Annotated in this window: 9 protein-coding genes; 4 read left to right on the plus strand and 5 right to left on the minus strand. The window is 64.8% G+C overall.

The features are described from left to right. The 5 genes from glgB to PU724_RS06535 all read right to left on the minus strand — a co-directional run bounded on the left by glgB (position 1) and on the right by PU724_RS06535 (position 7,955). On the minus strand, positions 1 to 2,214 hold the full coding sequence (gene glgB / locus PU724_RS06515) for a 1,4-alpha-glucan branching protein GlgB (protein ID WP_354420896.1): 2,214 nt from the start codon (positions 2,212 to 2,214) through the stop codon (positions 1 to 3). A 148-nt stretch (positions 2,215 to 2,362) separates the two neighbouring features. Beyond that, on the minus strand, positions 2,363 to 4,825 hold the full coding sequence (locus PU724_RS06520; protein WP_135858089.1) for a glycogen/starch/alpha-glucan phosphorylase: 2,463 nt from the start codon (positions 4,823 to 4,825) through the stop codon (positions 2,363 to 2,365). 141 nt (positions 4,826 to 4,966) lie between these two features. Next, positions 4,967 to 5,749, minus strand: a complete 783-nt coding sequence (locus PU724_RS06525; protein WP_187331199.1) for an ATP-binding cassette domain-containing protein — start codon at positions 5,747 to 5,749, stop codon at positions 4,967 to 4,969. Between the two features lie 2 nt (positions 5,750 to 5,751). Next, positions 5,752 to 6,816 (minus strand): ABC transporter permease, encoded by a 1,065-nt coding sequence (locus PU724_RS06530; protein WP_127283842.1) that lies wholly within the window; start codon positions 6,814 to 6,816, stop codon positions 5,752 to 5,754. Positions 6,817 to 6,977: 161 nt separating this feature from the next. Continuing rightward, the gene (locus PU724_RS06535) at positions 6,978 to 7,955 is read right to left on the minus strand and encodes a sugar ABC transporter substrate-binding protein (protein WP_407046035.1); all 978 of its coding nucleotides are present in this window, start codon (positions 7,953 to 7,955) and stop codon (positions 6,978 to 6,980) included. Positions 7,956 to 8,223: 268 nt separating this feature from the next. On the opposite strand from PU724_RS06535, the gene PU724_RS06540 reads away from it, so the two are divergent. The 4 genes from PU724_RS06540 to PU724_RS06555 all read left to right on the plus strand — a co-directional run bounded on the left by PU724_RS06540 (position 8,224) and on the right by PU724_RS06555 (position 12,268). Continuing rightward, on the plus strand, positions 8,224 to 9,450 hold the full coding sequence (locus PU724_RS06540) for an ROK family transcriptional regulator (protein ID WP_127283840.1): 1,227 nt from the start codon (positions 8,224 to 8,226) through the stop codon (positions 9,448 to 9,450). 2 nt (positions 9,451 to 9,452) lie between these two features. Further along, complete coding sequence (locus PU724_RS06545; protein WP_127283839.1) at positions 9,453 to 9,899, plus strand: RbsD/FucU family protein; 447 nt, start codon at positions 9,453 to 9,455, stop codon at positions 9,897 to 9,899. Next, the gene (locus tag PU724_RS06550) at positions 9,896 to 10,819 is read left to right on the plus strand and encodes a carbohydrate kinase family protein (RefSeq protein WP_354420900.1); all 924 of its coding nucleotides are present in this window, start codon (positions 9,896 to 9,898) and stop codon (positions 10,817 to 10,819) included. Before PU724_RS06545 ends, PU724_RS06550 begins: the two co-directional genes overlap by 4 nt. Positions 10,820 to 11,125: 306 nt before the next feature. Beyond that, positions 11,126 to 12,268, plus strand: a complete 1,143-nt coding sequence (locus tag PU724_RS06555) for a DegT/DnrJ/EryC1/StrS family aminotransferase (protein WP_292104726.1) — start codon at positions 11,126 to 11,128, stop codon at positions 12,266 to 12,268.

A 12,268-nucleotide genomic window follows, 5' to 3' on the forward strand; every position in this document is an offset into this window, starting at 1 on the left:
TCAGTCCGGGACAAATTCAAGCATGATCGTCGACAGTGGCGGCAAAAGCATCGTCGCCGATACGCCTCCACCTTCCGCCCTGGCCTCGACCACGCCGCCATTGCCCTTGCCCGAACCGCCATAGGCCGAAGCGTCTGTGTTGATGATCTCGCGCCATTTGCCGGCCTTCGGCAGCGGCACGCGGTAATTTTCCCGCGGCACCGGCGTGAAGTTGGAGATGACGGCGATCGGATTGCCGTCTGGCGCGCTGCGCAGCCAGGCGAACACCGAATTCTCGCTGTCGTCGACGATCAGCCAGGAAAAGCCCTCCGGTTCACAGTCGCGCGCATGCAGCGCCGGACGCGAGCGGTAGAGATAATTGAGGTCGCGCACTGTCTGCCAGATACCGCGATGCGGAGCGTGGTCAAGCAAGTCCCAGTCTAGCGCCCGCGCCTCGCTCCATTCGCGGCGCTGGGCGAATTCCTGGCCCATGAACAGGAGCTTCTTGCCGGGGTAACCCCACATGAAGGCGTAATAGGCGCGCAAGGTCGCGAATTTCTGCCAGTCGTCGCCGGCCATCTTGCCCAGCAGCGTGCCCTTGCCGTGCACGACCTCGTCATGGGAGAGCGGCAGCACGAAGTTCTCGGAGAAGGCGTAGACAAGTCCGAAGGTGATGTCGTTGTGGTGATGCTTGCGGTAGATCGGCTCCTTGGAGAAATACTCCAGCGTGTCGTGCATGAAGCCCATGTTCCACTTGAAGCCGAAGCCCAGCCCGCCCTCATGCACCGGCCGCGACACTTTCGGCCATGAGGTCGATTCCTCGGCGATCGTCACCACGCCGGGATGGTGGCCGTAGACCTCCTTGTTCATCTTCTGCAGGAAGGCGACTGCCTCGAGGTTTTCGCGTCCGCCCTTCTCGTTGGGGATCCATTCGCCGGCCTTGCGCGAATAGTCGAGGTAGAGCATCGAGGCCACCGCGTCGACGCGCAAACCGTCGACATGGTATTTCTCGGCCCAGAACAGCGCGTTGTTGACCAGGAACGACACCACCTCGCGGCGGCCGAAATTGTAGATCGCGGTGTTCCAGTCGGGATGGAAGCCCTGGCGCGGATCCTCATGCTCGTAGAGCGCGGTGCCGTCGAAGCGGGCGAGGCCATGCGCATCGACGGGAAAATGCGCCGGCACCCAGTCGAGGATGACGCCGATGCCGGCGCGATGCGCGCCGTCGACGAAACGGGCAAAGCCGTCTGGATCGCCGAAACGGGCGGTCGGCGCGTAGAGGCCGGTGGTCTGGTAGCCCCAGGACGGGTCGTAAGGGTGCTCTGAGATCGGCAGGAATTCGATATGGGTGAAGCCGGTGTCGGCGACGTAGGGGATCAGCCGCGCGGCGAGTTCGTCCCAGCTCAGGAACGTGCCGTCGTCGCGAAGCTGCCAGGAGCCGGCGTGAACCTCGTAGATCGAGATCGCCTCGCGCCTGGGGTCGGCACTGCGCCAGAACGTACGGTGCGCCTCGTCGCCCCACTCATGCGCCATCGGCGGCGCCGTCACTGACGCGGTGGCCGGGCGCAGTTCCGACTCGAAGGCGAACGGGTCGGCCTTCAGCGGCAGGCGCACGCCGTCGGGGGCGATGATCTCGAACTTGTAGGGCTGGCCCGCGCCGATATCGGGGATGAACAGTTCCCAGATGCCGGTGTCGCGGCGGTCGCGCATCGTGTGCCGGCGCCCGTCCCATTCGTTGAATGCGCCGACCACCGAGACGCGCCGCGCATTGGGCGCCCAGACGGCGAAATGCACGCCGGTGGCGCCCTCATGGTCGATGACATGGGCGCCGAGCTTGTCGAAGAGCCTCAGATGCGAGCCCTCGGCAATATAGTAGTCGTCCAACGGGCCGAGCACCGGGCCGAAGGAATAGGGATCGGTCAGCCACCAGTCGCCGCCGGCATTCCTGGCGTGATAGCGCAGCGGCTGACGCTTCCTGAGCGTGAGCTTGCCCTCGAAGAAACCCGAATCGTCGCGTCGCGACAGCTCGCCTGCCGCCTTGCCGCTCAGTGTGTAGGCGGTGACGAACTCGGCGTTCGGCACGAAGCAGCGGGCAACAAAGCCCTTGCCGGCCTCATGCACGCCGAGAACCGCGAAGGGATCGCCATGCGTGCCGGCGACAATCGCCGCGACATCGCCGGCTGGCGCCAGTCCGTCCGGCCCGCTCGTCGCAGCGGTCGCGCGCGGCTTCCTCATCAGGCGGTCGCCCTCCCTGGGCACTCGTACTCAAATACTAGCGGAGGTTTGACTTCGACATCTGTATCGCCGACTGGTCCTGGATCGGTCGCAAGTGTCAAACTCACTCCACTAGGGGCCACGTTGTTCGTGACCTCATGCAATCATATCAGACGGGCACGTTCCAGATTTCTTTCGCATATTGGCGGATCGTGCGATCGGAAGAGAACCAGCCGACGCGAGCGACGTTGCGGATGGCGCGCGCGTACCAGTCGGGGCTGTTGCGCCAGACGGTATCGACGTCGCGCTGGGTGGCCGCGTAAGTGTCGAAGTCGGCCGCCACCATGAACCAGTCGCTGTTGTAGAGGCCGTCGATCAATGCGCGGTAGCGCTGCGGATCGTCAGGCGAGAAGACGCCCGAGGAGATGGCAGCGAGTGCCTGCGAAAGTTCCGGCGAGCCTTCGATCACCGCGCGCGGATTGTAGCCATTGTTGCGCCGCTCGGCGACCTCGGCGGTGGTCAGGCCGAAGATGAAGATGTTGTCGTCGCCGACGCATTCCTTGATCTCGACATTGGCGCCATCCAGCGTGCCGATGGTCAGCGCGCCGTTCAGCGCGAACTTCATGTTGCCGGTGCCGGAGGCTTCCATGCCGGCGGTCGAGATCTGCTCGGAAAGGTCCGCGGCCGGCATCAGCACTTCGGCCAGGCTGACATTGTAGTTCGGCACGAACACGACCTTGAGCAGGCCGCGCACCGCCGGATCGCGGTTGATGACCCTGGCGACGTCGTTGGCGAGTTTGATGATTAGCTTGGCGTTGTGATAGCTCGGCGCCGCCTTGCCGCCGAAGAATTTCACGCGCGGCATCCAGTCGCGCTCGGGATGCGAGCGGATCTGGTCGTAGAGCGCGACGGCTTCCAGGATGTTGAGCAGCTGGCGCTTGTATTCGTGGATGCGCTTGACCTGAATGTCGAACAGCGCCGAGGGGTCGAGCTTGATGCCGAGCCGGTCGGCGACCAGGTTGGCGAGCCTCGACTTGTTCGCCCGCTTCACCGCCGCGAACTTCTCGCGGAAGGTGGCGTCGCCGGCAAAGGCGTCGAGCCCCTTGATGGCGTCGATATCGTCCAGGAAGCGGTCGCCGATCGCCTCGCGGGCAAGCGCGGTGAGGCCGGGATTGCACTGGATCAGCCAGCGCCGCGGCGTGATGCCGTTGGTCTTGTTGTTGATGCGGTCGGGATAGAGCTTGTGGAGGTCGGCGAACACCGTCTCCTTCATCAGCTCGGTGTGCAGCGCCGAGACGCCGTTGATCGAATGCGAGCCGACGAAGGCCAGATTGCCCATGCGTACGCGGCGGTCGCCATTCTCCTGGATCAGCGAAATGCGGCTGATCTGCTCGCCCGAGAACTTGTTGGTGGCGCGCGCCTCCAGCAGCACCTCGGCATTGATGGCGTAGACGATCTGCATGTGGCGCGGCAGCAGCCGCTCGAACAGCGGCACCGGCCAGCTTTCCAGCGCCTCCGGCAGCAGCGTGTGGTTGGTGTAGCCGAAGGTGCGCTTGGTGATGTCCCAGGCCTGGTCGAAATCCATGCCGTGGACGTCCATCAGGAGCCGCATCAGTTCGGGCACGGCGATCGCCGGATGGGTGTCGTTGAGATGGATCGCCGCCTTGTCGGGCAGCGACTGCAGGTCGCCGTATTGGCTGAGATGGCGCTGGACGATGTCCTGCAGCGAGGCGGTGGAGAAGAAATACTCCTGGCGCAGTCTGAGCTCCTGCCCGGCCATGTGGGAATCGGCGGGATAGAGCACGCGCGACAGGGCGTCGGCCTTGTTGCTTTCGGCCAGCGCGCCGATGTGGTCGCCGGCGTTGAACTTGTCGAGCAGGATCGGATCGATCGGCATGCCGGACCACAGCCGCAGCGTGTTGACGCGGTTGGCCCGCCAGCCGGCGACCGGCGTGTCGTAGGCGACGGCCAGCACATGCTCGGTCGGCTTCCAGACGTGGCGCTCGAGCCTGCCGTCCTTGGAGGTGATCGATTCCACCGAGCCGCCGAAGCCGACCTCGAACGAGCGCTCGCGGCGCTCGAACTCCCAGGGATTGCCGTGATCGAGCCAGGTTTCCGGCAGCTCCACCTGCCAGCCGTCATGGATCTCCTGGCGGAACATGCCGTTGGCGTAGCGGATGCCGTAGCCATGCGCCGGAATGCCGACGGTGGCCATGCTCTCCATGAAGCAGGCGGCGAGCCGGCCAAGACCGCCATTACCGAGCGCGGCATCGGGTTCGAGCCCGGCGATGAGATCGAGGTCGACGCCGAGCGAGCGCAGCGCCTCGCGCATGTTGTCCATCAGGCCGAGATTGGAGAATGCGTCGCGCATCAGGCGGCCGATGAGGAATTCCAGCGACAGGTAGTAGACGCGCTTTTCCTGCTGGGCGTAGGCCTCCTGCGTGGCCTGCATCCACTGATCGACGACGCGGTCGCGCACGACCTTGATCGATGCGGTGAGCCAGTCGTACTGGGTGGCGACGTTGGTGCCCTTGCCGACCCTGTATTTGAGGGCCAGCAAGACCTCGTCGGCGAGCGTCTTGGGGTCGGGGATTTCCAGGATGGGAGCTTCGGTCGTCATCGCGCTTGTCATGTCGCCTCTCGTGCGGTTGCCATGATCATACCGGCTTTCACGGTTCCTCCCACCCTACCCCAGTGCATTGCAGCATATATTCAATCGATTTAGGTCGACAGGCAACCGATTCATCTGCGGCAAATTACCCGTCGCGGCGAATCAGGCGGCCAGCGCGTCCTCCGGCGGCTTCTTGGCGCCGGTCATCAGGGCGACGGCATCCGACATGGAAATCTGCTTCGGATCGACGACGCACAGGCGCCGTCCGAGCCGGTGGATGTGGATGCGGTCGGCGACCTCGAACACATGCGGCATGTTGTGCGAGATGAGCACGATCGGCAGGCCGCGCTTCTTGACGTCGAGGATCAGTTCCAGCACGCGGCGGCTTTCCTTGACGCCGAGGGCGGCGGTCGGCTCGTCCATGATCACCACTTTCGAGCCGAAGGCGGCGGCGCGCGCCACCGCGACGCCCTGGCGCTGGCCGCCCGAGAGCGTTTCGACCGCCTGGCTGATGTTCTGGATGGTCATCAGGCCTAGTTCGGTGAGCTTGTCGCGGGCGCGCTTTTCCATCGCCGGACGGTCGAGCATGCGCAGCCAGCTGCCGAGCGGGCCAGGTTTGCGGATCTCGCGGCCGAGGAACATGTTGTCGGCGATCGACAGCGCCGGCGACAAAGCGAGGTTCTGGTAGACAGTCTCGATGCCGGCTTCTCGAGCCTCCATCGGCGACTTGAAGGCAACGGCTTTGCCTTCAAGCTTGATTTCCCCTTCGTCGGGCACCGCCGCGCCGGAAATCGCCTTGATGAGCGATGATTTGCCGGCGCCGTTGTCGCCGATCACCGCCAGGATTTCGCCCGGATAGAGGTCGAAATCGGCATTGTCGAGGGCGGTGACACGACCATAGCGCTTGGTGAGACCGCGCGCGGTGAGGATGGGTTCCTGGGTCATGATTATGCCGAAACCTTTCTGATCCATTGATCGACCGCCACGGCGCCGATGATCAGCACGCCGGTGAGCAGCACTTTCCATTGCGGATCGGCGCCCATCATGTTGAGACCCATCGAGACGACGCCGACGATCATGGCGCCGAACAACGTGCCGAGGATCGAGCCGCGGCCGCCGAAGAGCGAGATGCCGCCGATCACCGTCGCGGTGATGGCTTGCAGATTGTAGTCGGTGACGGCAGCCGACGGTGAGATCGAGCCGTTGCGGCCGATCGAGACCCAGGCCGCGAAAGCGGCGATCAGCCCGGCAAGGGCATAGACCGTGATCAGCACCTTCTTGGTCTGGATGCCCGACAGTTTCGCAGCCTCCTGATCGTCGCCGACGGCATAGACATGGCGGCCCCAGGCGGTGTGGTTGAGCACGTACCAAAGCACTCCCACCAGCACGACCGTGGCAATGACGCCGGCTGTCAGCACGGCGGAGCCGACCCTGAAGCTCATCGCGAACAGGTGCAGCAGCGGCGCCTGCGCATCGACATCGGCATCGCGGATCGTCTCATTGGCCGAATAGATGAAATTCGTGGCCATGACGATGTTCCAGGTGCCGAGCGTGACGATGAACGGCGGCAGCTTCATGTAGGCGACCAAAAGGCCGTTGAGCAGCCCGCAGGCGGCGCCGGCGGCAAGGCCGACGATAACGGCGAGGATGGTCGGCATACCGTAGGTGATGGCGCAGTTGCCCATGATGACGGCCGAAATCACCATGATCACGCCGATCGACAGGTCGATGCCGGCGGTCAGGATGACCAGCGTCTGGGCGGCGCCCAGAATACCGACGATGGCGATCTGCTGCAGGATCAGCGTCAGCGTGTAGGACGAAAAGAACCGTCCGCCGATGGCGATACCGAAGATGATGATCGACAAGACCAGCACGATCAGCGGCACAGCGGCCGGCGTGGAGTGCAGGAAATGCTGGGCGCGCTTGACGAACGACTTGCCGTGCTCATCGAAGGCGGCGACGCTGGTGTCGCTGCTCGAGAGAACCTTCTCGAATTCCTGAATCTGAGACATATCTCCTCCCGTCTGCGCGGAGCTTCTCACGGCTCCCCGTCCCGTTCACGCATTCCGGTCTGTCGCCTGGATTGTCAGCGCCAACGAAAGCGCATCGTCCACCCGATGCGGCCGGGGATCAAGCCCCCAGCCGCAAGGTTTATGTGCCGGTCAGCCCAGCATCAGCCCCAGCACTTGGCGAGGCCTTCCTTGGTGTCGATCGACTTGACGCCGTTGGCCGGCTTGTCGGTGACGAGGTTGACGCCCGTATCGAAGAAGTTCTTGCCTTCGGTCGGCTTCGGCTTGGTGCCGTCCTTGGCGAACGCGGCAATCGCCTCGATGCCGAGCGCGGCCATCTGCAGCGGATATTGCTGCGAGGTGGCGCCGATGACGCCTTCGGTGACCGACTTGACGCCGGGGCAGCCGCCATCGACCGAGACGATCAGCACCTGCTTCTCGAGACCGACTGCCTTGAGCGCCTGGTAGGCACCGACGGCGGCCGGCTCGTTGATGGTGTGGATGACGTTGATGGTGTTGTCCTTCTGCAGGAGGTTCTCCATCGCCTTGCGGCCACCCTCTTCGTTGCCGTTGGTCACGTCATGGCCAACGATGCGCGGATCGTCCTCATCGCCGATCTTGTTGGGGTCCTTCACGTCGATGCCGTAGCCCATCATGAAGCCCTGGTCGCGCAGGACGTCCACGGTCGGCTGCGACGGGGTCAGGTCGAGGAAGCCGATCTTGGCGTCCTTGGCCTTGTCGCCAAGCGTCGCAGCGGCCCAGGCGCCGATCAGCTTGCCGGCTTCGAGGTTGTCCGTGGCGAAGGTCGCGTCGGCCGCATCGATCGGATCGAGCGGGGTGTCGAGCGCGATCACCAGCAGGCCGGCGTCACGCGCCTTCTTCACCGTCGGCACGATGCCCTTGGTGTCGGACGCGGTGATCAGGATACCCTTGGCACCGTCGGCGATGCAGCTTTCGATCGCCGCAACCTGGCTCTCGCTGTCGCCGTCGATCTTGCCGGCATAGGTCTTGAGGTCGACGCCAAGTTCCTTGGCCTTGGCGGTCGCGCCTTCCTTCATCTTGACGAAGAAGGGATTGGTGTCAGTCTTGGTGATCAGGCAGGCGCCGACGCCGGCGGCCGATGCCGTCGAGGCGAACGCCATCAGGCCCAACGCGGCGGCCGCGAACACGGTGGACTTCAGCAGTGCTTTCTTGGTCACGATTTTCCTCCCAGTGGAACCATTGCGGACGCCGGGCCACCCGACGTCTCAAGCGCATCCAACCATTTCTCCCAGCGTGGACGCCCCCTCAAAAGACACCACTCCGAGACGGCTGTCAATAATTAAATCACTCTTATTTATTATTGACAGCCTTGCGTCGTTCACTCATTCTGCACGAAAAGCATTGAGGGGAAACGACGGAGGAAACAGGGTGGAGACCGGCATTGCGAGGCACGGTTCGCCCGAGGCGGCAGAGAGCCGCCTGCACCGCGGCACCAACCAGAGCGGCATGCGCGACCACAATGAGCGGCTTGTGCTGTCCCTGGTGCGCCAGCATGGCAGCCTCGCCAAATCCGACATAGCGCGCATGACCGGACTCTCGGCGCAGACCGTTTCGGTGATCATGCGCGAACTGGAGGACGATCGGCTGCTGGTGCGCCAGGCGCCGCTGCGCGGAAGGATCGGCCAGCCCTCCATTCCCATGGCGCTCAACCCCGAAGGCGCTTTCTTCATCGGCCTCAAGATCGGCCGCCGCAGCGCCGAGCTGGTGCTGATCGACTTCCTCGGCAATGTGCGCTCGATGCTGCAGCATTCCTACCGCTATCCGGCACCGCGCGAGACGGTGGAATTCGCGCTTTCCGGCATGACCAGGATGCGTGGCGAACTTACCCAGGCGCAGGACAAGCGCATTGCCGGGCTCGGCATCGCCATGCCGTTCGAATTGTGGAACTGGGCCGACACCGCCGGCGCGCCGCGCGAGATCATGGACGAGTGGCGCCACCGCGACATCCGTTCCGACATCCAGGCGCAGTGCGACTTCCCGGTCTACCTGCAGAACGACGCCACCTCGGCCTGCGGCGCCGAGCTCGTCTTCGGCCAGGCGGGCGGGGCGCGCGACTTCGTCTATTTCTACATCGGCGCCTTCGCCGGCGGCGGCATCGTGCTCAACGGCCGGCTGTTCGGCGGACCGACCGGCAATGCCGGCGCGCTCGGCTCGATGCCGGTGCCGGGGCCGGACGGCAAGCCGACGCAGCTCATCGACGTGGCGTCGATCGCCATGCTGGAGAAGGCGCTCAACGCGCGCGGCGTCGAGGCCTCGCATCTGTGGACGTCGCCCGAGGACTGGGGCGAGATCGGCCCCGAGCTCGACCTATGGATCGCCGGCGCCGCGCAGGCGCTCGCCTACGCCATCGTCGCGGCCTCCTCGGTCATCGATTTCGAGGCGGCGGTGATCGACGGCTGGATGCCGCTCTCGGTGCGCGGCCGTCTCGTCGACGCGGTGAGAGTGGCCATCGGCACGATCGACGGCGAAGGCCTGAAGTTGCCGGCGGTGCGCGAAGGAACCGTCGGCATCCACGCGCGGGCACTTGGCGGCGCCAGCTTGCCGCTGTCGGAGCGCTTCCTGATCGGCTCGACCACGATTTCCAGGAGCGCCTAAGCATGCTGATCGGCATCCCCTCGCTGCTCGGCCCGGAGCTTCTGGCAACGCTGCGCGCCATGGGCCATGGCGACGAGATCGCGCTTGTCGACGGCAACTACCCGGCCGAGCAGCAGGCGCATCGGCTGATCCGCGCCGACGGCCATCACATGGTTCCCGTGCTCGACGCGATATTGAGCGTGCTGCCGGTGGACGACGCCGTGCCGGAGGCGCTGTTTCGCGCCTCGGTCAAGGGCGATCCGGCGCTCGCCGATCCGGTCCACCATGAGATGGAAGCGGTATGCGCCAGGCGCGCGCCCGGCCACAAGGTGGTTGCGCTGGCCGGCGCCGATTTCTATGCACGGGTCAAGGCCGCGCATGCGATCGTCGCCACCAGCGAACCCCGGCTCTATGCCAACATCATCATCCGCAAGGGCGTGATCTATCCGCCGGAAAGCCAGACATCATGATCCTCTGCTGCGGCGAAGCCCTGATCGACATGCTGCCGCGCACGACGACCGAGGGCGAACCGGCCTTCGCGCCCTATGTCGGCGGCGCGGTTTTCAACACGGCGATCGCGCTCGGGCGGCTCGGCGCGCCGGCCGGCTTCTTTTCCGGCCTGTCGTCGGACCTGTTCGGCGGCCAGTTCCGCGAAGCGCTCGGCGCAAGCAAGGTCAGTTCCACCTATGCCCACACCTCGCCAAGGCCGACGACGCTCGCCTTCGTGCGGCTCACCAACGGCCAGGCGACCTACACTTTCTACGACGAGAACACCGCCGGGCGCATGCTCACCATCGAGGATCTGCCGAGCCTCGGCGCCGAGATCGAGGCGATGCTGTTCGGCGCCATCAGCCTGATCTCCGAGCCTGCCGGATCGGCCTATGAGGAGTTCATGCGGCGCGAGCACAACAGCCGCGTCATGATGCTCGACCCTAACATCCGGCCGAACTTCATCCCCGACAAGGCAAAACACCTGCGGCGCATCCGCGAGATGATGGCGATGGCCGACATCGTGAAACTGTCGGACGAGGACCTCAACTGGTTCGACGAAGCCGGCTCGCACGAGGACGTCATCCGCAACTGGCTGGATCGCGGACCGAAGCTGATCGTCGTCACCCATGGCAGCGAGGGCGCGGTCGGCTACAGCAAGAGCCACAAGGTCACGGTGATGCCGCAGAAGGTGACGGTGGTCGACACGGTCGGCGCCGGCGACACGTTCAATGCCGGCATCCTCGCCTCGCTGCACGAACAGGGCCTGCTTACCAAGGCAGCGATCGGCGACCTGTCGGAAGACGCGACCCGCCAGGCGCTGGCGCTCGGCGCCAAGGCGGCGGCGGTGACGGTGTCGCGCGCCGGCGCCAATCCTCCCTGGCGCCACGAAATCGCCTGATCGGCCGGCCATCCGGCGGCAAAGCCGCTCAACCGGCTGATCACTTTATGTATCCATCGGCTGAAAAAGCGCGAGAAATGGCACTGATCGCGCCTTGCAAAGGCCGGAATTCCGGCACCTTGCGGAAAAGCAGGAGTGATCGTCGGTAACAGGCTGCGACATCCGGACAGGTCGCCATGCCCGTGGGCCGGCTTTCTCGGATTGTCCAAGTCTGGTACCAGCGGCCCGTTAAGTTGTTGTTTCCGTGCGTGTCATGCCCCCGCCGCTTGCCATGGCGACACGCACCAACCCCTTGTTGAGGCAGACATGCAGTTCATCGATCTCGGCGCGCAGCGCGAACGTATCCGCGACCGGCTCAAAGCCGCGATCGACCGCGTTGTCGACGAAGGCCGCTATATCCTCGGGCCTCAGGTCACCGAATTCGAAAACAAGCTCGCGGCCTATGTCGGCACCAAGCATGTCGTGGCCTGCGCCAACGGCACCGACGCGCTGCTGCTGCCGCTGTTCGCCGCCGGCATCGGTCCGGGCGATGCGGTCTTCGTGCCGAGCTTCACCTTCGCAGCGACGGCCGAAGTGGTGGCGCTGGCCAAGGCCGAACCGGTGTTCGTCGATGTCGATCCCGACACCTACAACATCGACATCGCCAGCCTCGAGGCGGCGATCCAGTTGATCAAGAAGGAAGGCAGGCTGAAGCCGAAGGCGATCATCCCGGTCGATCTGTTCGGGCTCGCCGCCGACTACGAGGCGATCATGGCGATCGCCAAGCGCGAGGACCTGCTGGTGATCGAGGACGCCGCCCAGTCAATCGGCGGCTCGGCCGACGGCAAGTTCTGCGGTTCCTTCGGCCATGTCGGCTCGACCAGCTTCTATCCGGCGAAGCCGCTCGGCTGTTACGGCGACGGCGGCGCGATGTTCACCAATGACGACGCGATGGCCGACAAGCTGCGCTCCTTCGCCTTCCACGGCAAGGGCGAGACCCAGTACGACAACATCCGCGTCGGCATCAATTCGCGTCTCGACACGCTGCAGGCGGCGATCCTGATCGAGAAGCTCGCCATCCTCGAAGACGAGATGGTTGCCCGGCAGGCGGTCGCCGACCGCTATGCCTCGGGTCTCGGCGATATCCTCAAGGCCTCGCGCAACCTGGGCCACGGCCGCTCGGCCTGGGCGCAATACGCCATCGAAACGCCGAAGCGCGACGGGCTGAAGGCGCATCTGACGGAGAAGGGCATCCCGTCCGTCATCTACTACGTGAAGCCGCTGCACGTGCAGCTTGCCTATCGCGACTATCCGCGCACGCCGACCGGCCTCGCCGTTTCGGAAGAACTGCCGAAGCGGATCCTCTGCCTGCCGATGCACCCCTATCTCAGCGAAGCCGACCAGGACCGGATCATCGAGACGATCCGCAACTATATCGGCTCGAACTCGGCGCACGTCGCGGCGGCGTAG

The sequence above is a fragment of the Mesorhizobium abyssinicae genome (assembly GCF_049887195.1).
GTDB classification, from domain to species: domain Bacteria; phylum Pseudomonadota; class Alphaproteobacteria; order Rhizobiales; family Rhizobiaceae; genus Mesorhizobium; species Mesorhizobium abyssinicae.